This is a genomic window from Caulobacter sp. DWR3-1-2, assembly GCF_049896225.1.
Classification (GTDB): domain Bacteria; phylum Pseudomonadota; class Alphaproteobacteria; order Caulobacterales; family Caulobacteraceae; genus Caulobacter.
Genome location: NZ_JAFCTW010000004.1, coordinates 186,179 through 210,632, shown reverse-complemented (window position 1 = coordinate 210,632; position 24,454 = coordinate 186,179). Strand labels below are relative to the sequence as shown.

The 24,454-nt window shown below is 65.9% G+C and carries 25 protein-coding genes, 1 tRNA gene and 1 pseudogene; 10 read left to right on the top strand and 17 right to left on the bottom strand.

Going from position 1 to position 24,454, the window contains the following annotated elements; translation table 11 throughout:
• Position 1: 1 nt before the first annotated feature.
• Entirely contained in the window at positions 2-1,207 is a 1,206-nt protein-coding gene (locus tag ACP696_RS07595; RefSeq protein ID WP_426010775.1) for an acetyl-CoA C-acetyltransferase, read from the bottom strand.
• 81 nt (positions 1,208-1,288) lie between these two features.
• Here ACP696_RS07595 and ACP696_RS07590 point away from each other — a divergent pair, with 81 nt between their 5' ends.
• The gene (locus tag ACP696_RS07590; RefSeq protein WP_426010777.1) at positions 1,289-2,221 is read left to right on the top strand and encodes a hypothetical protein; all 933 of its coding nucleotides are present in this window, start codon (positions 1,289-1,291) and stop codon (positions 2,219-2,221) included.
• Between the two features lie 11 nt (positions 2,222-2,232).
• On the opposite strand, the gene ACP696_RS07585 is transcribed toward ACP696_RS07590, so the two are convergent.
• The 4 genes from ACP696_RS07585 to ACP696_RS07570 all read right to left on the bottom strand — a co-directional run bounded on the left by ACP696_RS07585 (position 2,233) and on the right by ACP696_RS07570 (position 6,139).
• Positions 2,233-2,601 (bottom strand): hypothetical protein, encoded by a 369-nt coding sequence (locus tag ACP696_RS07585; RefSeq protein ID WP_426010778.1) that lies wholly within the window; start codon positions 2,599-2,601, stop codon positions 2,233-2,235.
• Positions 2,601-3,764 carry an acyl-CoA dehydrogenase family protein gene (locus ACP696_RS07580; RefSeq protein ID WP_426029498.1) on the bottom strand — a complete coding sequence of 388 codons (1,164 nt, stop codon included), beginning with the start codon at positions 3,762-3,764 and terminating at the stop codon, positions 2,601-2,603. Before ACP696_RS07580 ends, ACP696_RS07585 begins: the two co-directional genes overlap by 1 nt.
• A gap of 2 nt (positions 3,765-3,766) precedes the next feature.
• The gene (locus ACP696_RS07575) at positions 3,767-5,557 is read right to left on the bottom strand and encodes an acyl-CoA dehydrogenase C-terminal domain-containing protein (protein WP_426010782.1); all 1,791 of its coding nucleotides are present in this window, start codon (positions 5,555-5,557) and stop codon (positions 3,767-3,769) included.
• Between the two features lie 102 nt (positions 5,558-5,659).
• Positions 5,660-6,139: a MerR family transcriptional regulator gene (locus ACP696_RS07570; RefSeq protein WP_426011293.1), complete on the bottom strand. Its 480-nt coding sequence runs from the start codon at positions 6,137-6,139 to the stop codon at positions 5,660-5,662.
• 189 nt (positions 6,140-6,328) lie between these two features.
• Between ACP696_RS07570 and ACP696_RS07565 the strand changes: the two genes are divergently transcribed.
• Positions 6,329-6,964 (top strand): S24 family peptidase, encoded by a 636-nt coding sequence (locus ACP696_RS07565; RefSeq protein WP_426010783.1) that lies wholly within the window; start codon positions 6,329-6,331, stop codon positions 6,962-6,964.
• A gap of 16 nt (positions 6,965-6,980) precedes the next feature.
• On the opposite strand, the gene ACP696_RS07560 is transcribed toward ACP696_RS07565, so the two are convergent.
• From ACP696_RS07560 to ACP696_RS07545, 4 genes are all read right to left on the bottom strand, one after another.
• On the bottom strand, positions 6,981-7,190 hold the full coding sequence (locus ACP696_RS07560; protein ID WP_426029501.1) for a hypothetical protein: 210 nt from the start codon (positions 7,188-7,190) through the stop codon (positions 6,981-6,983).
• Positions 7,191-7,314: 124 nt separating this feature from the next.
• Complete coding sequence (locus tag ACP696_RS07555; protein WP_426043634.1) at positions 7,315-8,970, bottom strand: lysine--tRNA ligase; 1,656 nt, start codon at positions 8,968-8,970, stop codon at positions 7,315-7,317.
• A 260-nt stretch (positions 8,971-9,230) separates the two neighbouring features.
• The gene (locus ACP696_RS07550) at positions 9,231-10,031 is read right to left on the bottom strand and encodes an SDR family NAD(P)-dependent oxidoreductase (protein ID WP_426010787.1); all 801 of its coding nucleotides are present in this window, start codon (positions 10,029-10,031) and stop codon (positions 9,231-9,233) included.
• Between the two features lie 141 nt (positions 10,032-10,172).
• On the bottom strand, positions 10,173-10,562 hold the full coding sequence (locus ACP696_RS07545; protein ID WP_426010789.1) for a flavodoxin family protein: 390 nt from the start codon (positions 10,560-10,562) through the stop codon (positions 10,173-10,175).
• A gap of 210 nt (positions 10,563-10,772) precedes the next feature.
• On the opposite strand from ACP696_RS07545, the gene ACP696_RS07540 reads away from it, so the two are divergent.
• On the top strand, positions 10,773-11,078 hold the full coding sequence (locus ACP696_RS07540) for a hypothetical protein (RefSeq protein ID WP_426010791.1): 306 nt from the start codon (positions 10,773-10,775) through the stop codon (positions 11,076-11,078).
• A gap of 1 nt (position 11,079) precedes the next feature.
• Here the strand turns inward: ACP696_RS07540 and ACP696_RS07535 are convergent, their stop codons facing one another.
• A complete protein-coding gene (locus ACP696_RS07535; protein WP_426010792.1) occupies positions 11,080-11,523 on the bottom strand; it encodes an Rrf2 family transcriptional regulator in 444 nt (147 codons plus the stop codon).
• A 204-nt stretch (positions 11,524-11,727) separates the two neighbouring features.
• On the opposite strand from ACP696_RS07535, the gene ACP696_RS07530 reads away from it, so the two are divergent.
• From ACP696_RS07530 to ACP696_RS07515, 4 genes are all read left to right on the top strand, one after another.
• The gene (locus ACP696_RS07530; RefSeq protein WP_426043633.1) at positions 11,728-13,704 is read left to right on the top strand and encodes a potassium transporter Kup; all 1,977 of its coding nucleotides are present in this window, start codon (positions 11,728-11,730) and stop codon (positions 13,702-13,704) included.
• Positions 13,705-14,046: a hypothetical protein gene (locus ACP696_RS07525; protein ID WP_426010796.1), complete on the top strand. Its 342-nt coding sequence runs from the start codon at positions 13,705-13,707 to the stop codon at positions 14,044-14,046.
• Entirely contained in the window at positions 14,043-14,405 is a 363-nt protein-coding gene (locus ACP696_RS07520; protein ID WP_426010797.1) for a hypothetical protein, read from the top strand. Before ACP696_RS07525 ends, ACP696_RS07520 begins: the two co-directional genes overlap by 4 nt.
• 106 nt (positions 14,406-14,511) lie before the next feature.
• A complete protein-coding gene (locus ACP696_RS07515) occupies positions 14,512-15,741 on the top strand; it encodes an argininosuccinate synthase (RefSeq protein WP_426010799.1) in 1,230 nt (409 codons plus the stop codon).
• 70 nt (positions 15,742-15,811) lie between these two features.
• Here ACP696_RS07515 and ACP696_RS07510 read toward each other — a convergent pair whose 3' ends face one another.
• From ACP696_RS07510 to ACP696_RS07490, 5 genes are all read right to left on the bottom strand, one after another.
• The gene (locus tag ACP696_RS07510; RefSeq protein ID WP_426010801.1) at positions 15,812-16,198 is read right to left on the bottom strand and encodes a hypothetical protein; all 387 of its coding nucleotides are present in this window, start codon (positions 16,196-16,198) and stop codon (positions 15,812-15,814) included.
• An 11-nt stretch (positions 16,199-16,209) separates the two neighbouring features.
• On the bottom strand, positions 16,210-16,659 hold the full coding sequence (locus tag ACP696_RS07505) for a hypothetical protein (protein ID WP_426010803.1): 450 nt from the start codon (positions 16,657-16,659) through the stop codon (positions 16,210-16,212).
• A gap of 61 nt (positions 16,660-16,720) precedes the next feature.
• A complete protein-coding gene (locus ACP696_RS07500) occupies positions 16,721-18,934 on the bottom strand; it encodes a penicillin acylase family protein (RefSeq protein ID WP_426043632.1) in 2,214 nt (737 codons plus the stop codon).
• A gap of 381 nt (positions 18,935-19,315) precedes the next feature.
• Positions 19,316-19,810 carry a hypothetical protein gene (locus ACP696_RS07495; protein ID WP_426010807.1) on the bottom strand — a complete coding sequence of 165 codons (495 nt, stop codon included), beginning with the start codon at positions 19,808-19,810 and terminating at the stop codon, positions 19,316-19,318.
• A gap of 341 nt (positions 19,811-20,151) precedes the next feature.
• Positions 20,152-20,227 (bottom strand) — tRNA-Ala (locus ACP696_RS07490).
• A 115-nt stretch (positions 20,228-20,342) separates the two neighbouring features.
• Here ACP696_RS07490 and ACP696_RS07485 point away from each other — a divergent pair.
• The 3 genes and pseudogenes from ACP696_RS07485 (at position 20,343) to ACP696_RS07475 (ending at position 22,892) form a co-directional block, all read left to right on the top strand.
• A complete protein-coding gene (locus ACP696_RS07485) occupies positions 20,343-20,645 on the top strand; it encodes a YggT family protein (protein WP_426010809.1) in 303 nt (100 codons plus the stop codon).
• Positions 20,614-20,876: pseudogene (locus tag ACP696_RS07480) on the top strand (DUF167 domain-containing protein). The gene ACP696_RS07485 and the pseudogene ACP696_RS07480 overlap by 32 nt, the downstream one beginning before the upstream one ends.
• 360 nt (positions 20,877-21,236) lie before the next feature.
• Positions 21,237-22,892: an ATP-binding protein gene (locus ACP696_RS07475; RefSeq protein WP_426011294.1), complete on the top strand. Its 1,656-nt coding sequence runs from the start codon at positions 21,237-21,239 to the stop codon at positions 22,890-22,892.
• On the opposite strand, the gene ACP696_RS07470 is transcribed toward ACP696_RS07475, so the two are convergent.
• Together ACP696_RS07470 and cysK are read right to left on the bottom strand one after the other, a co-directional pair.
• The gene (locus tag ACP696_RS07470) at positions 22,889-23,338 is read right to left on the bottom strand and encodes a very short patch repair endonuclease (RefSeq protein ID WP_426010811.1); all 450 of its coding nucleotides are present in this window, start codon (positions 23,336-23,338) and stop codon (positions 22,889-22,891) included. The two genes, ACP696_RS07475 and ACP696_RS07470, sit on opposite strands and share 4 nt — an antisense overlap.
• A 50-nt stretch (positions 23,339-23,388) precedes the next feature.
• On the bottom strand, positions 23,389-24,375 hold the full coding sequence (gene cysK / locus ACP696_RS07465) for a cysteine synthase A (RefSeq protein ID WP_426043631.1): 987 nt from the start codon (positions 24,373-24,375) through the stop codon (positions 23,389-23,391).
• Positions 24,376-24,454 lie beyond the last annotated feature (79 nt).

The following is a 24,454-nucleotide window of genomic DNA, read 5'->3' as shown; positions in this document are numbered from 1 at the left end:
CCTAGACGCGTTCGATGACGGTGGCGGTGCCCATGCCGGCGCCGACGCACAGGGTGATCAGGGCGGTTTCCTTGTCGGAGCGCTCCAACTCGTCGAGCATGGTGCCCAGGATCATCGCGCCGGTGGCGCCCAGGGGGTGACCCATGGCAATGGCGCCGCCGTTCACGTTCATCTTGTCGTGCGGGATGTTCAGCGCCTGCATCATGCGCAGAACGACGGCGGCGAAGGCTTCGTTCAGTTCATAGAGGTCGATGTCGCTGACCTCCATCTTCAGCCTCTTCAGCAACTTCTCGGTGACCAGCGAAGGGCCGGTCAGCATGATCGAGGGCTCGCTGCCGATTGAGGCCGCGCCCTTGATGCGGGCGCGTGCCTTGAGGCCCAAGGCCTCACCCATTTCCTTGGTGCCGATCAGCACGCCAGCGGCGCCGTCGACGATGCCAGAGCTGTTGCCGGCGTGGTGGACGTGATTTACCTTTTCGACCTGCGGGTAGCGCTGCTGCACCACCGCGTCGAAGGCCATGTCGCCCATGCCCTGGAACGAGGCGTTCAGCGCGGCCAGAGTCTGCATGGTCGTATTGCCGCGCACGGTTTCGTCGTGATCCAGGATGGTCAGGCCCAGCTGGTCCTTGACCGAGATCACTGATTTCCTGAAGCGGCCGTCGGCCCAGGAGGCCGCCGCGCGCTTCTGGCTTTCCACCGCATAGGCGTCGACGTCGTCGCGGCTAAAGCCGTAGAGGGTGGCGATCAGGTCGGCGCTGACGCCTTGGGGGGCGAAATAGGTCTTGAAGGCCGAGGACGGGTCGGTGGGCCAGGCGCCGCCGTCGCTGCCCATGGGCACGCGGCTCATGCTTTCGACGCCGCCGCCGATGGTCAGTTGGGCCTCGCCCGAGGCGACCTTGGCCGCGGCCATGTTCACCGCTTCCAGGCCCGAGGCGCAGAACCGGTTGATCTGCACGCCGGCCACGCTCTCGGCATAGTCGGCGGTCAGCACTGCGGTGCGGGCGATGTCGCTGCCCTGTTCGCCGACCGGAGCGACGCAGCCCAGCACGACGTCGTCGACATAGGACGTGTCGAGGCCGTTTCGATCGCGGAGGTTCTCGAGAACCTGGGTGGCCAGGGAGAGGGCGGTGATCTCGTGCAGAGATCCGTCCTTCTTACCCTTGCCGCGCGGCGTGCGCACGGCGTCAAAGATGTAAGCGTCGGCCATTTGATGGCTCCTTCCTGCGTAGTCTTGGATGGTTCGTTAACCAAAAAAGCGTCTGATTCCGGTGATCTGGAGACCAGGACGATGACGGTAGCGGAGCGTTCGACGAACGAAGCCCACCCGGTGGTGAGCGACTTCATCGCGCGCGGTTATCATGTGTTCGAGGCCGGGGTGGACCCGGCGGGCGCCGGCGAACTGCTGGCCAAGATTCGCGACCTTCGGACCTTCGATGCGGACCTCTTCCTGTCGGAAGCGCAGTTCGACGCCGATCCGCAATATATAGGGGTCAATCCCGCGCCCGGCAGGAACCTGCTGGAGCGGTTCGAGGCCGACCTGGCGTTCGTCGAGAACGACCCGGCGATCGTCGCGGCGCTCGAAGCCCTGCTCGGCGAGGGCTACGAAATCCTGCTCAAAAAGCTGATCTGCGGCGTGCCGTCCAGCGTCGTGCCCGACTGGCTGAAGGCCCGCATCGCTGGCAACCCGGTCAACAACCTGGGCGCCTATGTGAAGGCTCCGTTCCGGGACATCACCTATTTCTACGGCATCGACTTCCACCAGGACTTGATCGACTACAAGGACCGGGAAGCCGACTTCATCACCCTGTACATCTATCTGCACGACGTCGGGACGCACGACGCCCCGCTGTTCCTGCTGGAGGACAGCCACAGGCTGGGCGGGACGCTGTTTCCGCACGCCCTGACGAAGAAGGGTGACGGCTGGCTCTATCGCGACGGTCGCGGCCACGAGGTCCAGACCCGCCAGCACCTGCTGACCGGCACGACCGGCTATGCCGCCATGTGGCACGCCTGCACCCTGCACGGCACCCAACCCGACGCCGCCGACAACGAGCGGCTGAGCCTGCGCTACCTGATCGCCCGAAGGCCGGGCGTGGCGGCGCCCGGCATGGACGCGGTGAACGCCACGCTCTTGGGTCCGCTCAGCCTCGAGGCCACGCGCCAGGACCTGGACGCCCGCGGGGCCGCCAAGATCAAGGCCAACAGCGTCAACGAGGCCTGAGGCGCGGGTCACTATTTCCACGTCCCGATCGGGGCGCGAGACTTCGGCGCGCAGGCCAAGCCCCGGGCGCCGGCCTGGGCCGAATAGGTCACGGTGTAGCCAAATTCCGGGACCGGCAGCTTGCAGGCCGTGAAGCCGGGCGTGTTCACGCTCAGCGACCACTGCGCCACCTTGGAACGCAGCAGGTGGTTGCACTGCGGCTTGCCCGCCGTCAGCGGCAGATCGAAGGCCGTGCCGGCCGGCGGCTTGTAGCCGGGCTTGGTCGCGACCAGCTGGCCTGAGAAGTTCAGCGGCCGGCGGCCGGCCGCGATCACACAGACCATGGCCGAGCGAGCGTCTGGCGCGACGGCGGGGGCAGGGGGAGCGGCGGCGAACAGCATCACAGCGTCCTAGCAATCAGCAGCTTCATGATCTCGTTGGTGCCGCCGTAGATGCGCTGCACGCGGCTGTCGCGGTACATCCGGGCAATCGGATATTCGTTCATGAAGCCATAGCCGCCGAACAGCTGCAGGCATCGATCGACGATCTTGTTCTCCAGGTCGCTGACCCAGTACTTGGCCATCGAGGCGGTGGCGGCGTCGAGCTCGCCTTTCAGGTGGCGCTCGGTGCAGTGGTTGACGAACACCTTGGCGACGGTCGCCTCGGTCTTACATTCGGCCAGCACGAACTGGGTGTTCTGGAAGTCGAGGATCACCTTGCCGAACGCCTTGCGCTGCTTGACGTAGTCGATCGTCAGCTCCAGCGCCCGCTCGATCGTGGCCATGCCCTGGACGGCGATGTTCAGCCGCTCTTGGGGCAGCTGGCCCATCAGCTGGAAGAAGCCCTGGCCCTCGTCGCTGCCCAACAGGTTCTCGGTCGGGATCTTGACGTCGTTGAAGAACAGCTCGGAGGTGTCCTGGGCATCGTGGCCCAGTTTGTCGAGATTGCGGCCGCGCTCGAAGCCCTCAGCGCCGTCGGTCTCGACGATCAGCAAGCTGGTGCCGCGCGCCCCGGCCGCGGCGTCGGTCTTGGCGACGACGATGATCAGGTTGGCGGTCTGGCCGTTGGTGATGAAGGTCTTGGACCCATTGATCACATACTGGTTGCCGACCTGCTTGGCGGTGGTCGTGATCCCCTGCAGGTCCGAGCCCGCGCCGGGCTCGGTCATGGCGATGGCGCCGACCAGTTCGCCGGTGCACAGGCGCGGCAGCCAGCGCTGCTTTTGCTCCTCGGTGCCGTAAACGAGAATGTACGGAGCGACGATAGCGTTGTGCAGGCTGATGCCGAAGCCATCGACGCCCTTCAGGCCCAGCTGTTCCATCAGCACGGCCTCATGGCGATAGTCGCCGCCAGCCCCGCCGTAGGCTTCCGGAACGGTCAGGCCCAGCAGTCCGGCTCGGCCGGCCTTGTTCCACATCTCGCGGTCGACGACGTGGTTCTTGCGCCAGGTCGCCACCACGGCCTCTGGGGCGTGTTCGTCGAAGAACTTGCCGACCGCGTCCTCGAAGATCGAGATGTCTTCTTCAGCCATGAAGGCCGGCTTTTCGACTTGGAGCACGCCCATGATCAGAAAGCCTCCGCAGGCAGGGCCATCAGGGTGGCCGAGCCGGTCTTCAGCTTGGCCAGATGCGCCCCAGCGTCAGGCAAGACGCGCTCGATGAAATATTTGGCCGTGACGATCTTGGTGGTGAAGAACGGGTCGGTCGAGCCGGCGGCGATCTTGGCGTTGGCGGCCTTGACCATCAACGTCCACATGTAGGCCAGCCCGGTCAGGCCAAAGAGGTGCATGTAGTCGGTGGAGGCGGCGCCGGCGTTGTCGGGGTTCTGCAGTCCGTTTTGCATCAGCCACATCGTGCCGTCCTGCAGCTGGGCCTTCACGCCGGCCAGGGCGGTCACGAACGGTTTCAGGGCCTCGTCGGTGTCGTTTTCGCCAATGAACTGGTCGACTTCCTGGAAGAAGGTCATCACGGCGCGGCCGCCCTTGGAGGCCAGCTTGCGTCCCACCAGGTCCAGGGCCTGGATGCCATTGGTGCCCTCATAGATCAGCGAAATGCGCACATCGCGCAGATATTGGCTGGCCGGGAAGTGCTCGGTAAAGCCGCTGCCGCCGTGAACCTGCATGGCGTCCGAACAGATCTTGAAGCCCTTGTCGGTCAGGTAGCCTTTCAGCACCGGTGTCATCAGGCCCATATAGTCCTCGGCCTTGGTGCGGACGGTCTCGTCGGGGTGCTGGTGGGCCAGGTCGCCGTGCAGGGCCGTCCAGAACAGGAAGGCGCGGCCGCCTTCGATCAGGGCCTTGCTCTCCAACAGCATGCGACGCACGTCCGGGTGGACGATGATCGGGTCGGCCGGGCCATCGGGGTTCTTCGGGCCGGTCAGCGAGCGGCCTTGCAGGCGGTCCTTGGCGAAGGCGGCGGCGGCCTGATAGGCCGCCTCGGCCTGGGCGATGCCCTGCAGGCCGACGCCGAGCCGGGCCTCGTTCATCATCACGAACATCAGCTTCAGGCCGCTGTTCTCCTCGCCAATCAGCCAGCCCTTGGCGTCCTCGTACTGCATGACGCAGGTGGCGTTGCCGTGGATGCCCATCTTCTCTTCGAGGCCGACGCACTTGACGCCGTCGTTGCGCTCGCCAACCGAGCCGTCTTCCTTCGGCAGGAATTTTGGCACGATGAACAGGCTGATGCCCTTGACGCCGGCCGGGGCGCCTTCGATGCGGGCCAGCACCAGGTGGACGATGTTGTCGGCCATGTCGTGCTCGCCGGCCGAGATCCAGATCTTCTGGCCGGTGATGCGGTAGGCGCCGTCGGCTTCCGGAACCGCCTTCGTGCGCAGCAAACCCAGGTCCGTGCCGCAGTGCGGCTCGGTCAGGTTCATGGTGCCGGTCCACTCGCCCGAGACCATCTTGGGCAGGTAGAGGTCTTTCTGAACGTCGCTGCCGCCGGTGTGGATGGCCGAATAGGCGCCGTGGGCCAGGCCAGGATACATCGAGAACGCCATGTTGGCCGAGCTCGACATCTCACTGAAGGCCAGGTTGACGACATGGGGCAGGCCTTGACCGCCATAGGCCGGGTCTGACCCCAGGCCCGTCCAGCCGCCTTCGCACAGTTGCTTGTAGGCGGCGGCGAAGCCGTCGGGGGTCTTGACCGTGAAGTCGCTGTTCCAGACGCAGCCCTGCTGGTCGCCGATGTGGTTCAGCGGGGCCAGGACCTCGCCGGTGAACTGGCCGGCGGCTTCGAGGATTTGCTCGACCGTCTCGAACGACGCGTCGGCGAAACTGGGCAGGTCGCCATGCTGATCAATGTTGAGCACGTCGCGCAGAAGGAAGGCGTATTCGCGAACGGGCGGCTGGTAGGTCATGAATCAGTCCTGGTCAGGCAGGTCGGGAGAGGGCGGGTCGAAGACAAGGGATGTGGATCCGCTCGCGATCGCGGTCGTGTGCAAAGCGAGCGGAAACGCAGTCTATTTGCCGAGGGCGACGTCGCCGTGACCGTCGAGCCGGGCGCGGAGCACCTGGTCATAGTCGGCGGCGCGGGGCAGCAGGTCGGGCCGAATTTCGGAAAGCCGCCGCTCAAGGCGGGCGCAAGCTTCGCGCAGTTCGATCAGGGCGCCGTCGATGTCCTCGCGCTGCTGTTCCAGCGCATTGGCGCGCTCCCGGAACTTCTTCAGCGAGCGGGCCATCTGGGCCGCGCCGTCATCGTTCTCGTCATAGAGGTCGAGCAGTTCGCGGATTTCCGACAGCGACAGGCCGACGCGCTTGCCACGCAGGATCAGCTGCAGGCGGACGCGGTCCTTGTGGGAATAGACGCGGTTGAGGCCCTCGCGGGCCGGGGTCAGCAGACCCTTGTCTTCATAGAAGCGCAGCGCCCGCGGCGTGGCTTTGAACTCGTTGCAGAGCTGTCGGATGGTGAAAGTGCGTTCTGGACGTCGAAGGTCGGCCAACATCAAAACCCTCCCTGGGCAGGCCCGACTTCTGGGGACGGGCCGGTTGGTTATCGACGATCACCATATGCCCGCGACAATCCAACGTCAACGTTTACGTAAACGTCAACTAACCCCGCCGAGGTTAGGTTTACATTCCTAGGGCGTAGGCATATTTTCAGGACGCCTTTCCAGGCTCAGGAACGCCCTATGTCGTCGCTGTCGCACACCGAAATCTGGACCGCGATCGACGCCTTGGCTAGGCGCTTCGACATGAGCCCCTCGGCCATGGCCAAGATGGCGGGCCTCGACCCCACCAGCTTCAACCGCTCCAAGCGCGGCGAGGGCGACACCCGGCCGCGCTGGCCTTCGACCGAAAGCTTGGCCAAGGTTCTGGAAGCCACCGGTGTCGGATTTTCCGAATTCGCGGCCCTGACAGAGCGGGTCCGGCCGCCTAATCCGCGCGCTGTGCCCTTGATCGGTTTCGCCCAGGCGGGGTCCGACGGCGTGTTCGACGAAGCGGGCGCGCCGGTCGGGACCCGCTGGGACCAGATCGATTTTCCGGGACTAGGTGAGGACGGGGTCTATGCCCTGGAGATCACCGGCGACGCCCTTGCCCCGCTATTTCGCGACGGCGACCGCATTCTGGTTTCGCCATCGGTCGAGCCCCGCCGTGGCGACCGGGTGGTGGTCAAGACCGCGAGCGGCGAACTGCTGGTCAAGGAGCTGGCGCGGGTCACGGCCCGCAGCGTGGAATTGGCTTCGCTGACGCGAGAGGGCCAGGATCTCACGCTGGACCTGGCCGAGGTGGTGTGGATCGCCCGCATCCTCTGGGCAAGCCAGTAGGATCGCGGCGCGACCGTTAAGTACGGGGGCAGTCGCCGTGCTTGGTCTGCAACCAGGCGGTCAGGTCGCCTTCCCACGGCGCGTCACAAGAGACATCGACCCGGTAGGACGCGAAGTTGTCGTTATGCGCCGCCTCGACATGCGCCGCTGGAAACTGAGACGCCAGTTCGCCGAGCAACGAGTCGAATTCGGTACGATCTGAAGGGCGAAGGGTAAAGGAAGCCATCGGTCTAACCTTGGTTCTGATAACCACAGACTAGACACACAATTGCGGACAGACCCTTAACCGCGGGTTCAGACTTCGTTCATCTGTTGAGGCACGGTGTCGCAGTCGCGAACACCGTGCCTGCCTAGGCCAGCTTTTCTTCGATCAGCGCCACGGTGCGGTCCAGGCCGAAGATCGCGGCGAAGGAGCCAAAGCGCGGGCCCTGGCTCTGGCCAAGCAGCACTTCGTACAGCGCCTGGAACCAGCCGCGCAGCGGGTCGAAGGCGTGGTCCTTGCCGACAGCGAACACTTCGTTCTGGATCAGCTCGGCGTCCTGGCAGCCGATAGGCAGGGCCTTCAGCCGCGTCGCCAGGTCGAGGATCGCGGCGCGTTCCTGATCGCTCGGCGCGCGGAAGGCCTTCGTGGGCTTCACGAAGTCCTCGTAATAGTTGATCGCGTAGTCGGCCAGGCGGTCCAGCAGCGGTTGGCCCTCCGGCGTCGCGCCAGGAATATAGCGCGACAGGAAGCCCCAGAGGATCGCCTTGTCCGAGGCGTTGGCGGCCGACACCAGGTTCAGCATCAGGCTGAACGACACCGGCGAGCCATATTGCGGCGGCCGGCCCGAATGGACGTGCCACACGGGGTTATCCAACTGCTTGGCCGGCTCCTGCTTTTGGTAGGCGTCGAGCTGCTGGAGATATTCGTCCGTCGCCTTGGGGATGACGTCGAAGAACAGCTTCTTGGCCGATTTCGGGCTCTGGAACATGTAGTAGGACAGGCTTTCCGGCGCGCCGTAGCGCAGCCAGTCTTCCATCGACAGGCCGTTGCCCTTGGACTTGCTGATCTTCTGCGAGTTCTCGTCGAGGAACAGCTCGTAATTGAAGCCCTCCGGCGGCACGCCGCCCAGGGCCTTGCAGATCTGAGCTGAGGCCTTGACCGAGTCGATCAGGTCCTTGCCGCTCATCTCGTAGTCGATGTCCAGCGCCGTCCAGCGCATGGCCCAATCGGGCTTCCACTGCATCTTGACGTGGCCGCCGGTGACGGGGACCTCGACCTTGGAACCGTCCTCGTCCTCGAAGACGATCGTGCCCTTCTCGACGTCGCGCTCGAGCGTCGGGACCTGCAGCACGCGGCCGGTCGAGGGGCTGATGGGCAGGAACGGCGAATAGCTGGCGCGGCGCTCCTCGCCCAAGGTTGGCAGCATGACCTTCTGGATGGCGTCGAAGCGAGCCAGGGCGGTCAGCAGGGTCTCGTCGAACCTGCCGCCCTTGTAGCACTCGGTCGAGGAGACGAACTCGTACTCGAAGCCGAAGCCGTCGAGGAAGGCGCTTAGGCGGGCGTTGTTGTGGGCGCCGAAGCTCTCGTGCGTGCCGAACGGGTCGCGGACAACCGTCAGCGGCTTGCCCAGGTCCTCGATCAGCGGCTGCTTGTTCTCGATATTGTCCGGCACCTTGCGCAGGCCGTCCATGTCGTCGCTGAAGGCGATCAGGCGCGTGGGGATGGCGTCGTCGGTCAGGGCGCGGAAGGCCATGCGCACCATGGTCGTGCGCGACACCTCGCCAAAGGTGCCCAGATGCGGCAGGCCCGAGGGCCCATAACCAGTCTCCAGGATCACCGCCCGGCCCAGGGCCGGGAAGATTTTGACGGCTTCGTTGGCCTTGCCGCTGTTGATCAAGACCGAGGCGAGATCGCGCTCGGCGTCGGACAGCCGCAGGCGCAGCACGCGGGCCAGCAGGGCGCGCGCCTGCTCGAACGGCCAGGCGCGAGCGTCGCGGGCGAGGGGGGAGAAGCCTTCAAACATGCGGGCGGTATAGGGGGAAGTGTCGGTGGTGGCTAGGTTTTGGGTGAGGTCTGGTCCGCAGGCGCCACAACCCGGATCGACAATCCCAAATCTCCGCACCGATCGTTGCGCGATCGCCTCCCCTTGTGGGGCCGAAAAGGGGAGCAGAACGCAAACCTAGAGCATTTTTCGGGCGAAGTGGTTCCGGTTCGCGTGAAGAAAAATGCGTCAAAACAGAAGATTAGAGCTCACGGCCTGACGCAGTCAGGTCGGGAAATGCTCTAAAGCTTCCGAAACCGCCCGCCCTGGCTGGCCATCAGCGCCAGGGCCCAGTCGTCCGGGATCAACTTGGCCAGCACGGCGATGGCCTTGTTCGGCGCGCCGGGCACGCAGACGACACGGTTGGCCTCGGCGGCCTCGTAGCCGGTGGCGGCGACTTCGTCAGCGCCCAGCCACAGCCAGGTCGGCAGCGACTGGCTGACCTGGGCGCGGGTGCCGTTGACGTCGTGGAATTCCGACCAGGTGAAGCCGGGGCACAGGGCCGAGACATGCACGCCCGTTGCCTGGTTTTCCAGGTGCAGGCTCTGGGAAAACTTCACCAGGAAGCTCTTGGTCGCCGCGTAGAGCGTGTGGCCGGCCGCGCCGGGGGTTAGGCCGGCTAGCGAGGCGACATTGACGATCCGGCCGTAGCCGCGCTCGACCATGCCTGGCAGCACCTTGTGGGTCAGGCCGCAGACCGAGACCAGCAGCACCTGCAGGAAGGCGGCCTGGTCCTCCCAGCGGGTGGCGGCATAGGTCCCGGGCAGGCCGTAGCCGGCGTTGTTGACCAGGGCGTCTACGACCCGGCCCTGGGCCTCGATCCCGGCCAGCACCGTGTCAACGCCGGCGGGGTCGGCCAGGTCGGCTGCGATCGGATAGGCCTCGACGCCGAACCGCAGGCGGATCTCGGCGGCCAGGGCCTCCAGCCGGTCCAGCCGCCGGGCGGTCAGGGCCACGTCATAGCCGTGGCTGGCATAGATGCGGGCGAAGGCGGCCCCGATGCCGGCGGAGGCGCCGGTGATCAGGGCGAGACGGCGGGCCATGCGGGGTTATGTCCAAGCGAGGTCAAGGGTCGCCAAGACGAAGCACGGCGGCCGATTTGGTGCAAGCGCGTCCCTGACGCACGAAAGAAGCGAGTGGGCGCTCGGGCTCAGCGCCCCAGGCCCGTCCTTCGGACTGGGGGATCAGGAAGGATGGACGGTGGTGTCGGCTAGGCGGCTTCGCTCAGCGCCGGCTGGGCGCCGCGCGTCCAGCGCACGGCCGCTTCGGCGACGCGGACGCCCAGCAGGCGGGCGGTCTCGCGGTCGCCGGCCGGCGGGGTGATCTCGGGCGGCGGTGGCGTCGGCGAAGACTTTGAACACGCCGGAGACGTCGCCCATATAGGTGGGGGCGCCGAAGACGACGGCGTCGGCCTGGCTGATCTTGTCGATCAGCGGCGCGAAGTCCTGGGCGGCGTTTTCGATCTTCAGCAGGACCGGGGTCTGGCCGGCGTCACGGACGCCTTCGGCGACCCTTTCGGCCAGGACGGCGGTGTGGCCGTAACCCGAGCGATAAACGATGGCGACTTTGCTCATGGCGGATGCCCGTGATACCGGTGGCCGTTTCGAAACTGAAACGGTAGCGATTACATAATCACGGTCCCGGCGACGGCAGGAGATCAGTAACAGTTAATGGTGCAGTTATTCTGAGGGCCGCTTCAGGCGGCGTGACAGCGCCAAGCTCGACAATTCCGATGTGACCCGCCAGGGTGACGAGGTGGATCGCTGACCCAGGGAAAAATCTGAATGTCCTACCTGAGATCGGCGTCGTTTGGGGCGTTGTTCGTGGTGACCTTCACCATTGCGGCGACCTGTCAGTTGGCGTTCTCCGGCCTCGGGCTGCTGATGGTGGCGACGGCGCCGGGGATGTTCAACATGAACGGCCAGGCGGCCACCAACCCCGCTCAGGCCTTGGGCGTTCTGGCCTTTCTTCTCGTGATCGGCCTGTTCATGAACGCTGGCATATCGGCGATCGGCTCAGGCGTCTGGATCCTGGTGCGTCGCGCGCTGCCCGGCGCGAAGCCGACCGCCAATGCGGCCGACGTCTTCTAGACTAGGCCGCAACCGACGACGCGTTCGCCGCGCCCGACAGCAGGTCGGCCACCGAGATCTGGGCCAGACGTTCGGCTACGGCAGTGTCGGCGGCGGCCATGGCGCCGCGCACGGCGTCGGGAATCTTCTCGCCGACCGGGCAGCCCTTGACGCCCTTGGGCGCGACGCCGAGGTGGGCGCAGCCGTTCACGGCTCGCAACACCACGTCCAGAGTGATCTGTTCCGGCGGCTTCAGCAGCCAGGCGCCGCCATTGGCCCCGGCCCGCGCGCCGATCAGTCCCGCCTTGCCAAGCATGGCGGTGACCCGGCGAACCACCACGGGGTTGGTCGGGACGGAGGCGGCCAGTTCGGCGCTCGCCACGGCGCGATCCGCCGAAAAGGCGTTCTTGTGCGCCAGATAGGCGAGGGCGTGGGCCGCCACGGGGAATTTCTGACTGTCGGACATTTTTCTGTGGCAGGACCCTAAGGGCGTCGCTCGCGCGTTCAATCAAAAATTATCGGCGGCGAAAAACCGCCTAGGGCGAAAACTATCGTTGTTATACCGGATCAGGTCGCGATTGAACCGGAGCAGGATTGGGTGTATCGCGCCCCGCTTGACCGATATGGGGCTCCGCACCGCGTTTTGCGAGGGCGACCCCGGAGGGATTGAATGGCTTCCGAAGCCTCTGGCGCACCCGCTCCCAATAGCGCCGCCCCATGTGACGTCCCTCCGCAAGCAGGCCATGCCGTAAAAGGTCATAGTTTCCTGGCCCTGGCCGTCGGCTCTGTCGGTGTCGTGTTCGGCGACATCGGCACGAGTCCGCTTTACGCCTTCAAGGAAGCGCTGCACGCCGCCGCCAAGGACGGCATCACCCGATCCGAGATTCTCGGCGTGGTGTCGCTGGCCCTGTGGGCGCTGATCCTCGTCGTGACCGTCAAATACGTGCTGTTCATCATGCGCGCCGACAACAAGGGCGAAGGCGGGGTGTTGTCGCTGATGGCCCTGGCGCAACGGGCCATCGGGCGGCGCACGACGCTGGTCTTCGTGCTGGGCGTCACCGGCGCGGCGCTGTTCTATGGCGACGCGGTGATCACCCCGGCCATTTCCGTGCTTTCGGCGGTCGAGGGCTTGAGGACCATTCCGGCGCTTGAGGCCCACGTCACCACCCAGGTGGTGCTGGTCATCGCCACCGTGATGCTTCTGGGCCTGTTCTTCATCCAGAGCCGGGGCACGGCCACGGTCGGCAAGCTGTTTGGCCCGGTCTGCGCCGTGTGGTTTGCGGTGATGCTGGTCCTGGGCGCCTATCACCTGGCCGACAATCCCGGCATCGTGGCCGCGATCAACCCCTACTACGCCGTCGCCTTCCTGTTCGACCATGGCATGGCCGGCTTCATCGTGCTGGGCGCGGTGTTCCTGACCGTCACCGGGGCCGAGGCCCTGTCGGCCGACATGGGCCACTTCGGGCGTTGGCCGATCCAGGCCGCCTGGCTATTCTTCGTCCTGCCCTGCCTGGCGGTGAACTATCTGGGCCAAGGCGCCTTCGCCCTCCACACCCTCGACGTCGCCGAAGCGGCAGGCCGGCCGATGCCGGAGCTGAACTGGTTCTTCGAGATGGCTCCCGAGTTCCTGCGGCTGCCGCTGGTGTTGCTGGCCGGCGCGGCCACCGTCATCGCCAGCCAGGCGGTGATCACCGGAGCCTTTTCCCTGACCCAGCAGGCGATCCAGCTGGGCTTGATGCCGCGCCAGGATATCAAGCGCACGTCGGAGACCCAGTCAGGCCAGATCTTCGTGCCGCAGCTAAACACCATGCTGCTGTTGGGAGTGTTGGCGATCATGTTCACCTTCCAGACCTCGTCGGCCCTGGCTCACGCCTATGGCCTGGCGGTGACCGGCACCATGGTGGTCACCACCTGCATGGCCTATATCGTCATGCGCCGGCTGTGGAACTGGAAGACCCCCGCCGCCCTGGCCTTCCTGATCCCTTTCATGCTGCTGGACCTGACCTTCCTGTCAGCCAACGCCTTGCGGTTCTTCACCGGCGGCTGGCTGCCCGTGTTGATCGGCGCGGCGCTGTTCACGATCATGGCCACCTGGGTGCGCGGCAGCCAGATCCTCACCGACAAGACCCGCCGGGACTCCGTCCCCCTGGTCGACCTGATGGAGATCCTGCGGGCCCGCGCGCCGCACCGCTGCCCCGGCACGGCGATCTTCCTGACCTCAGATCCTGACATGACCCCGGTCGCGCTGATGCACAATCTCAAGCACAACAAGGTGCTGCATGAGCGCAATGTGGTGCTGACCGTCCGTACCGCCGAGACCCCCCGGGTGGCCGAGGACGACCGCATCCGCACCCAGGCGATCAACGCCGATTTCAAGAAGGTCGAGATCTTCTACGGCTTCATGGAAAGCCCCAATGTGCCCAAGGCCCTGGCCTTGTTGCGCAAGCAGCAGGGGCTGAAGTTCGACATCATGGCCACCAGCTTCTTCCTGGGCCGCCGCTCGATCGTGCCGTCGGCCAATAGCGGCATGCCGCTCTGGCAGGACCGGATCTTCATCTTCCTGATGAAGAACGCCGCTAATCCGACCGACTTCTTCAAGATCCCGCCGGGCCGGGTGGTCGAGCTGGGCGCGCAGGTGACGGTCTAGATGACCGCAGGCGCGATCCTGCTAGGCGTTTGGGTCGCGGTCGTTGCGGTGTGCGCCATGCTGGCGGGCAAGGCGTGGCGTCTGACCAAGCCCTTCGAGGAAATTCAGACACGCCAGTGGGGATCGTGCACGCGAAAGAATTCCCGGCTTCACATCTGGGGGCCGCTCTCGATGGCTGTTCTGGGTGGAGGCCTGATCCCTGCTTTCGTCCGTGAGGATGGGGCGTTCGATCTCGCGTCAGGCTTTGTGATTTTTTGGCTGTTTGGGACAGTCTTCATGCAAGCGGGATGGCTTGCGGCGGTCAAACGTCAAAGAGCCCGTCGTGCTGAGACACGCTCGTGAACCTCCTGGGCGTCATCGGCGACGTGCTTTGGATCCTGTCGCTGTCGATCATGGCCGGGGCCTCGCGGATGGCCTGGGGCAAGATCGGCAAGGACGTCAAGCTTCCGGTGCTGTGGTCGCCGGCGGGGGCCACGGTGTGGCGGGCCTCGCGCGGGGCGGCGCTGATCGCCCTGCCGGCCGCGACCTTCCTGCTCAGCCTGTGGCTGATGGCCGAGAGCCGCAAGCCGGCGGGGCTGGACGTGGCGATCATCCTGCTGTGCGTGCGGGCGATCCTGGCGGCGATCTTCGCGGTGGTCCACCTGACCCAGGTCCGCCGCGCGCTCAACCAGCTGGCCGAGGAAGGCCAGATCAAGCTCTGAGCGTCTGGCGCCAACGCTAGCGTTTCAATCGTCGCGAAACCGCGCTAAACGCCCCCGCGAGCCTTGTTTCTCCGACTTTTGTGTTTTTCTAAAAGGACTCCCGCCCATGGCCGCCAAGCCCGTGAAGAAGGTCGTGCTTGCCTATTCGGGCGGTCTCGACACCTCGATCATTCTCAAGTGGCTGCAGACCGAATATGGCGCGGAGGTCGTGACCTTCACCGCCGACCTGGGCCAGGGCGAGGAAATCGAGCCGGCGCGGGCCAAGGCCCTGGCCGCAGGCGTCAAGCCGGAGAACATCTTCATCGAGGACGTGCGCGAGGAGTTCGTGCGCGACTACGTCTTCCCGATGTTCCGCGCCAACACGGTCTATGAGGGCCAGTATCTGCTGGGCACCTCGATCGCCCGGCCGCTGATCGCCAAGAAGCAGATCGAGATCGCCCGCAAGGTCGGCGCCGACGCGGTCAGCCATGGCGCCACCGGCAAGGGTAATGACCAGGTCCGTTTCGAGCTCGGCTATTACGCGCTCGAGCCCGACATCCACGTGATCGCCCCGTGGCGCGAGTGGGACTTCAAGTCGCGCGAGGCCCTGCTGGACTTCGCCGAGAAGCACCAGATCCAGATCACCAAGGACAAGCGCGGCGAGGCGCCGTTCAGCGTCGACGCCAACCTGCTGCACTCCTCGTCGGAAGGTAAGGTGCTGGAAGATCCGGCCGTCGAGGCTCCCGAATTCGTGCACATGCGCACCATTGCGCCAGAAGACGCGCCCGATAAGCCGCACGTCTTCACCATCAATTTCGAGAAGGGCGACCCGGTCGCCATCGACGGCGTGGCGCTTTCACCAGCCAGCCTGCTGACCAAGCTCAATGAACTGGGCCGCGACAACGGCGTGGGTCGGCTGGATCTGGTCGAGAACCGCTTCGTCGGCATGAAGTCGCGCGGCGTCTACGAGACCCCAGGCGGCACGATATTGCTGGCGGCTCACCGTGGCATCGAGAGCATCACCCTCGACCGCGGCTCGATGCACCTGAAGGACGAGCTGATGCCGAAGTACGCATCGCTCGTCTACAACGGCTTCTGGTTCGCCCCCGAACGCGAGATGCTGCAGGCGGCCATCGACTACAGCCAGGCCAAGGTCACCGGCCAGGTGCGGGTCAAGCTCTACAAGGGCAATGTCTCGATCATCGGCCGGACAAGCCCTTACAGTCTCTATGATCAGGACCTGGTCACCTTCGAAGAGGGCAAGGTCGCCTACGACCACCGCGACGCCGGCGGCTTCATCAAGCTCAACGCCCTGCGCCTGCGGGTGCTGGCCAAGCGCGACCAGCGCGAAGGCTAGGCCGGGTTCGGGCATAGATCGAACGTCTGGGCCCTCTCCCTCTCCCTCTGGGAGAGGGAGCATGCGCGCCTCAGCCGCTGGCGCCATCCGTCGGCTGCACCAGGTTGGGCGCCAGGTTAATCCCCGTCTTGTTGAAGATCACCCAGCCGATCACCTTGAACGCCGCGTTCAGGAGCTGCTGCGCCAACACCAGGGTCGTGAACTTCGTGAACTGCAGGGTCTGGTTGAAGGCCAGTTCCTGGTTGTGGATGATCATGTCGGCCGCTTCGGGCGGGATCTGCTGATTGAACAGGGCGGTCCGGGTCTGCATCGTCGCCTCGGCCAGGCTGCGCAGATAGCCGGCGACCACGCCCTTGTTGGTGTTCCACCACTGGGTCGAGACGCCGCCCAGCTCATCTTCGAGCACGGAGACCAGCTGATCGACGCTGTCGATGTCGAGGGACGCGAAGTCGGTCATCGGAGCCCGCCTTAGTTCTTCATCGCGCCGACGGCCTTGGCCGCCTGGTCGCAGCTGACCATCATCGCCGTCGTCGCCCCCGTGCCGGTGACGATACCGAAGGTCTTGTGAAGGGTCGCCAGGCCCGAGACCTGGCCGCTGCAGCCCTTCAGAAAGCTCACCGTCAGGTCGCGTGCCTCCCCCGCCGGCTTGCCGCCGACCGGCGCGGAGCCGGCGCGGATAGCCGCCACAGCCAGGGCGGCTTGGATGTCGGCATAGGTTCCGATCTTGCCGGTATAGGTGGCCTTGTCCTGATAGAGGCCCATCTCGGCCTCGGCCGCCAGCCTGGCCACGCCCTCGTAGGCGGTGGTGGTCTTCTGGTCGAGCGTGGCGTCATAAGGCGGGGCGAACACGGCGCAACTGGCCAGGACCAACGCCGCGCAGCCGACCAGGGCCATCCGGAATCCATGAGCGCCGAGCATGAGCAACCCCTGTGAAGTTGCCATCATGAGATGTTAAGGCGGCAAACTCAAGTCTAAGTTGTCAACGCGTTTCGCCTGGCCGGTAGCGGCGCTCAGTGTGACCCGCCAGCTGGTCGGGATAGAAATAGACCTCCCGCAGGTCGCCGCCGGCATAGCGCGGGACCTGGTCGGCGAAGTGGGGCGAGGCCGGATCGCTGCTCTCGCCACCCGCCGAAACGGCCATGGCCTTGACGCGGGGGCCGAACTCCACCGCCGCCACGAAGCTGTTGCCGCTGGTCCCGTAGTACCTTTTGGTCCCCGGATAGCGCTTGGCCCCGAACGAGGCCAGCGAGCCCCATTGGGCCGAGGCGAAGGGCACAGGGATCGAGGGCTTGGCGTCGTCGAAGGTCTGGACGATGGCCCCATCGTTGCGCTGGAAGCGGTTGATCTGGCCCCAGGGCGTGCGCCAGTCGCCGAAGTCGGCGGTCAAGCTATCCGAGGCCTCCGCCAGGGCCGCCAGCTTCTGGGCGGGCATCGCCTCGGCCATGGCCTTGTAGGCCGATATGCCCTGCTTTTTGGCCTCGGCCGCCGACTTCGCCCACAGGGCCTCGCCCCAGAAGACCGCCAGTGAGGTCTCGGTCGAGGTGGCCGACCACCGGTAATCCCAGCCCTTCAGCGCCGCCATCTGCGCGGCCAGGCGGGCCTTGGTCGGATCGCCGTCGGGCGTGGCGTCATAGGCCTTGGCCAGCGTCGGGATCAGTTCGGCGAAGGCGGTCAGATAGGGGTCATAGGCTGCGGCGATCAGGCCGGGCAGGGTGAAGTCCTTGCGGCCGCTCAGCACCAGGGTGGCGTGGACGCCCCGCGGTGTCTCGCCCACGGTGTCCATGTAGCGCGGGAAGTCGGCTTGCTTGGGGCTGTAGGGGCCGGCCATCGAATAGGGCCAGTTATTGGTGTTCATCAGCCAGCCATTGGGTGGGGTCTTCATATGCGGCGCTTCGGACAGCGTGTGCAGGCCGTTCCAGTCCGTGGCCGGGTCGGCGCCATCGACCGGCTTGGTGTAATCGAAGCGGTCGTCGCGCTGAGGAATGAACTGCGGGTGCAGATAGGCGATCTCGCCCTTGTCGTCGGCGAACAGGGTGTTGTTCGACGAATTGCCCTTGAGCTCGGCCACCTTGAGAAAGCTGGCATAGTCGCTGGTCTTGGTGCGCAGATAGGACTGCTGCAGCGCCTCGACCGGACGGTACATCATGGCGAAGGCGATCCACTTGCCGTCCTGGGCGCGGACGATCGGACCGTGATGGGTGCGGTAGGTGGTGAAGGTCTTCTTGGCCAGCAAACCATTGGCGGTCCTGTAGGGGACCTCGACGGTCGCTGCCGTCACTGGGCGTTCCTCGGTCCCATAGCGGTAGACCAGCTTGCCGTCCTTCTTCTGAATCGTCTCGGCAAACTCATCCACCACATCGACGGTGCTGGAGGTGTGCATCCAGCCGGCATGGGCGTTGAAGCCCTGATAGATGAAGAACTGCCCCCAGGTCGCCGCGCCATAGGCGTTCAGCCCCGCGTCGCTGGTCATCTGGAGTTCGGAGCGGAAGAAGAACGAGGTGTGCGGGTTGATCAGCAGAAGGGCGTGGCCGTCCTGCGTGATCGACGGCGCGATGGCGATCCCATTGGAGCCGGTCGGCTCCTTGAAGGCCATGGCGTCTGCGACCTCTCGGGCCCGCGTCTCGGCCAAGGCGACGGGCTTGCCATAGAACGCCTCCAGCTCGCCCAGCGAGATCCGCTCGACATCGCCGCCGATGCTGCCTTCGGTAAAGCTCAGCGCCATCCACGGCTCGAAATGGGTGATGACCTTGGGCTTGGTGGCCGGATGGGTGGCCAGGTAGAAGTTCAGCCCGTCGGCCCAAGCGTCCATCAGCGCCTTCAGCCAGGGCGGGCTGGTGGCGTAGCGGGCCTGAAGGTCGGCCGGATCGACGAACAGCTTCATCCGCAGGTCCTGCCAGACCGCCTTCTCGCCGCCCCCCAACGCCACGGGCGCCTCGGCCGTGCGGCCCAGGGCGGTCAGGTAGTTGGTCTCGACGCGGTTGAAGTCGTCCTCGGCCTGGGCATAGACCATGCCGAACACCGCATCGCTGTCGCTCTTGCCGTGGACATGGGCGATCCCCCAGTCGTCGCGGACGATCTCGACCCGGGCGGCGATGGCGCGCTGGCGGGCCAGGTCGGTCCCGGGCGCCGCCAGGGCCGAGCCAGCCAGGGCCAGGCAGGCGGTCGTCATCAGCAGGAATTTATGGATATGCACGACAGACCCCTCAAGCCTGGGCCCTGCCCCCGGCGAGGGACGGTCGGGCGCCGCGCGGGCCTTGTCCAGACCGAACAGACAGCGATGCGTTCGGCCGACCGGCGGGCGAGAAGCTAGGAGGGCAAATGCTGAACTGCCGGGCCTCGCTGACCCGATCGCCTAAACCTCACGCGATCCCCGCCGACGAGGGAAGGCGTCGTAGCCCGCCTCGCGCCAGGCCTTGCGCTGAAAATGGGTCATGTCGGAGTCAGTCACGTTCGCCCACCATTGCGGCCGAGTGGCGCTCTTAGGGAGCATGGCGCGTTCCGTCATGCTGAATGGATGGCCAAGTACGATCCCCTGTGCGGACACTTGCGTCGCCAACGGCACGCTGAGTTCGAACTAACCTTCGTCGAGATCGAGCGCATCCTCGGCGCGATCCAGACCCGTCGAATCCGTTACCAATACAGCTTCATTGGAGAACAGGCTTGAAATGGAGCAGCGCAGCCTCTTTGTTTCGGTTGTCGCTGCGTAACAGGCGCGCCGCAGCGTCGAGTAAGGGCGACTGCCATCCGAAGGAAGTGGCAACGCGCCTGTGGAAATCCACAGGTGTGCGGATCGGCCGTTCGAGGCCTCCTCTGTCCACGATGCGTCATGTCGACGCCGCCAAGCCCAGTCCGGCGCCGCAGGCCCAGACCAAGACCGAGGGCAGTCCGCCCCATCCGACCCACGCGCCGATCGCGCCCAGGAGGCGCGGATCGCGGTCCCCCATGCCTGCCGGCCGCGCAGCTTCTCGTAGGCGACCGCGATCGCGGCCAGGGCGCCGTAGCCGGCGAAGCTCCCGATGCAGGGGGCCAGCGCCAAGGCGACGAACGTCCAGAGAAGATCGGTGGTCACCGTGCCGGCCCCTGTCCTCGCGCCTTGGCTTCAATGGCTGCATGGCATCGACGCCCGCGACAATTCGTGACGGCCGTTCCGCCCATGGTGGCGCGCGCGCCAGAGATAGCGTCCCGGACCTGGAGGGACCGCGCATCAGGAAAAGGTGTCTGCTCGTCTATAAGGTACTAAATCCAAGCTGCGCGGCCAAGCTCAATGGATGAACGGCGCCGGCCCCTATCCGCTCCAAACCGCCGCATGAGGTGTCACTCTAGCGCGATAAAAATGAGGGGAAGTCTGTGGGATCGCGCAGCGCCTGGCATGGAGTTGCTGAGTAGAATTCGTATCTTAAGAGCAGTCCTTGGTGGAGCCGAGGGGAATCGAACCCCTGACCTCCTCATTGCGAACGAGGCGCTCTACCATCTGAGCTACGGCCCCAAGGAAGCGGGGGAATACGGCGGGGCGGCTTATGCGTCAAGCACGGTGTTGCGTCCTTGGCGCGATACGGCCGAAGGGCTACATGCGTCTCCATAACGTCACGTAGGGAACGCCCATGGGCTCGGCTATCGTCTGGTTGGTCAACACCGTTATCGGCATGGCCATCTTCTTCATCTTCGCCAGGGCGATCGTCGGCTGGCTAGTGCAGTTCGACATCATCAACACCCGCAACCACTTTGTCTTCCAGGTGCTGACCATGTTGGAGCGAGTCACCGACCCGGTGCTGCGTCCGATCCAGCGCGTGGTCCCGCCGCTCGGGGGCATCGACTTCAGCCCGGTCGTCGCCTGGTTGGCCCTGACGGTGATCCGCATCCTGTTCAACGTCTATCTGGCCCCGCCGCTCCTCGTCCTGGGCTAGCCACACATCGCCGTGCGGACATACCCCGCGCGGCGATAGAGCGGCGTCGACAGCTGAGTGGTCGAGGCCGGCGGACGACCCTATCTGAAGGTGCGGGTCGCCGCCCCGCCCGTCGAGGGCGCCGCTAACGCTGGCCTGCTGGTCTTCCTCGCCAAGACCCTGGACCTGCCCGGATCGGCCCTCACCCTTGTCTCCGGCGCCGGGGCGCGGCTTAAGCTGATGCAGATCTAAGGCTGCGACCCGTTGTCGCTGCAGAGAAAGTTCGGCGTCCGCCCGGCCACGCCGCCTGGAACCGCGGGACAAGGAACGGTCGCGAATCTCACCTTATGTCGCGCTCGCGGTCAAAAAGCCCCTGTTGGGCAACGTAGCAGGTTGGTTTCGGTCGCCACGCGCCAAGAGTCGCGCCGATGAGACGCCGGCTTTCATCCCCTCTTAGTCAAAGCGTTCTATGCTATGAGCTAGGTCCATCGCGCGACGGGGGTCGCGGGATCACCCGGGGGCGGCGTGAGCATCAACGAACATCAGTCGGGTGAGGTGCGGGCGGCGATCGCGCGGCGGGGCAACGTTTATCTGCGCGTGCTCGCCACCGTGATGATCGCCCTGATGTTGCACGTCTTCATCGGCGCCGCCTGGACCTGGGTCTGGGCCGGCGTCTATGCGAGCGCCCAACTGGTGGAGCTTTTTCTGATCCAGGCGGCGATCAAGCATCCCGGGGTCGGCTTCCAGGGCTGGCGGCGGATCGCGGTGGGAATCATGCCGGTCGTCACCTCGGCGATCTTCGGTTTTCTCGCTTTGCCGCTGTTCGCCTCGCACGAGCGCTTCGCCCCCACCCTGGGCGGCCTGCTGCTGGCCGGGGCCCTGCTCAATGTCATCGTCGTCAACAGCAGCCTGAGGTCGGCGACGATCTCGGCCGCCGCGCCCCACCTGATCTATCTGATGATCGTGCCGTTCGTGGCCAGGGCCGCCAATCCCGGCGCCCCCCTGGCCAACGCCCTGTGGTTCGGCGTCATCCTGCTGATCATCTCGGTCGCGGTGGCGGGCCGCACCCTGGAGAAGGCCATGAATGCCGAGGCCGCCGCCAAGGACGAGGCCGAGCGTCGGCGGCACGAGGCCGAGGAAGCCGTGGCGGCCAAGTCGGCCTTCGTGGCGATGATCAGCCATGAGCTGCGCACCCCGATCAGCGCCATCCTGGCCGGCGCCGCGCGCCTGCACAGCGACGTGCCCGACGCGGCCTCCAAGACCCACGCCCAGTTGATCGGTGACGCCGGCGCCATGATGCGCACCCTGCTCAATGACCTGCTGGACCTGTCGCGTCTCGACGCGGGACGGATGGGTGTCGAAAAGGTCCCGTTCGACCTGCGCCAATCGATGGCCGACACCCTGCGCCTTTGGCGCCCCGACGCCCAAAAGAAGGGCCTGCGTCTGCGGGTCGAGGGCGCGGCGCATCTGCCGCGTTGGGTGGCCGGCGATCCCATGCGCCTGCGCCAGGTACTCAACAACCTGCTGTCCAACGCCATCAAGTTCACGCCGCGCGGCGCGGTCACCGTGCGCCTGGCCGCGCGCGAAGACGGCGAGGCGCTGATCTTCGAGGTCGTGGTCGCCGACACCGGGCCTGGCCTGAGCGAAGAGCAACTGGACCGGCTGTTCACGCCGTTCGACCAACTGGCCTCGGCCGTGGTGCGCGAGCATGGCGGCTCGGGCCTTGGCCTAGTGATCAGCCGCGAGCTGGCGCGCCTGATGGGCGGCGACCTGACGGTGACCAGCAAGCCCGGCAAGGGTTCAAAGTTCCGGCTGGAAATCCGCGTCGAAGCGGCCGAGCGCGCGGACGACCGCGTCGCCGGCGCTTCGATCGCTGGCGCCCGGGTGCTGGTGGTCGACGACCACGTGGTCAACCGCCGGGCCATCGAGCTGGTTTTGCAATCCTTCGACATCCAGCCCACCCTGGCCGAATCCGGCGAGCGGGCCCTGGAGCTGCTGCAGTCCGAAATGTTCGACGTCATCTTGATGGACATCTACATGCCCGGCATGGGCGGCCGCGACGCCACCCGGCAACTGCGGGCGAGCGAAGGTCCCAACCGCGACATCCCGGTGATCGCCGTCACCGCCTCCGCCACGCCGAAAGACTGGGAAGCCTGCCACGCCGCTGGCATGAACGCCCACGTCGCCAAGCCGATCGACCCCAGCCAGCTCTATACGGCGCTCAGTGAAGTGCTGTCGGCGGGGGTGATAAGCGCGGCGGCGGCTTAATCAAATCCTCCCCCACAGGAGGAGGATTTCTTGAGCACCTCCGCTAGCCTGCCCTCCAACGCCTCCCGATCCTTCATCTGACACTCCCACACCGTCTCCACCCGCCAGCCATCCGCCGTCAGGTCAGTGAGGTTCCGCTGGTCGCGCGCCACGTTGCGCGCCACCTTGGCGACCCAGTAGTCGCGATTGGCCTTGGGGACTCGCGACCCGCGCGCGCAGTCGTGCCCGTGCCAGAAACAGCCATTCACGAAGATCGCCAGCCGGCGTCCTGGCATCACCACGTCGGGCGAGCCCGGCAGGTCCTTTCGGTGCAGGCGGTACCGCGCGCCCAGGTCGGTGAGGATCCGGCGGATCAGCAGCTCGGGCTTGGTGCCGGTGCTCTTCACCCGCGCCATCACCGCCGAGCGCTTGGCGGCGTCATAAACGTCGGTGGTCGTGGCGGTCATGGCCTCGTAACGCGCGGAGGCGACAGACGACCGTCGCCCCCGGGGTCAGATCAGAGTCCTTCGAACAGCGCGGTCGAGAGGTAGCGCTCGGCGAAGCTCGGGATGATCGCCACCACCAGCTTGCCGGCGTACTCGTCGCGCATCGCCAGGTCGAAAGCCGCTGTCAGGGCCGCGCCCGAGCTGATGCCGACCGGCAGGCCCTCGGTGGCGGCGGCGCGGCGGGCCATGGCGAAGCTGTCGTCGTTGCTGACCTGGATGATCTCGTCGATCACCCCGCGATCCAGGATGCCCGGCACGAAGCCTGCGCCGATGCCTTGGATCTTGTGCGGACCGGGCGCGCCGCCCGACAGCACGGCCGAGGCTTCCGGTTCGACCGCCACCATTTTCAGGCCCGGCTTGCGGGCCTTCAGCACCTGGCCGATGCCGCTGATGGTGCCGCCGGTGCCCACTCCCGAGACCACGGCGTCCACGGCGCCGGCGGTGTCGTTCCAGATCTCTTCCGCCGTCGAGACGCGGTGGATCAGCGGGTTGGCGGTGTTTTCAAACTGCTGGGGCATCACCGCGCCTGGGGTAGCGTCGATGATCTCCTGGGCGCGAGCGACGGCGCCGCGCATGCCCTTCTCGGCCGGGGTCAGCTCCAGCTTGGCGCCCAGCAGCAGCAGCATCTTGCGGCGCTCGATCGACATGCTCTCGGGCATGACCAGGGTCAGCTTATAGCCCTTGGCGGCGGCCACGAAGGCCAGGGCGATGCCGGTATTGCCGCTGGTCGGCTCGACGATGACGCCGCCCGGCTGCAGCAGGCCCTTGGCCTCCAGATATTCGACCATGGCCACGCCGATCCGGTCCTTGACCGAGGCCAGCGGGTTGAAGAATTCCAGCTTGGCCACGACCGTGCCCTGGGGCTTCAGCTCGGCGGTCAGGTTGGGCAGGCGCACCAGCGGCGTGTCGCCCACCGTGTCGAGGATCGAGTCGTAGATCTTGCCGCGGCCGCTGCGCTTGAACCGCGCTGCGTCGTAGGTCGAGGAGGCGTCGTCCATGGGAAGTCTCGCTGTCGGAGGTTTGGGGCCGGCCCTGGGTTTAACCCACCTTAGGCCGTGGGATTTGGCGTGTCAGCGG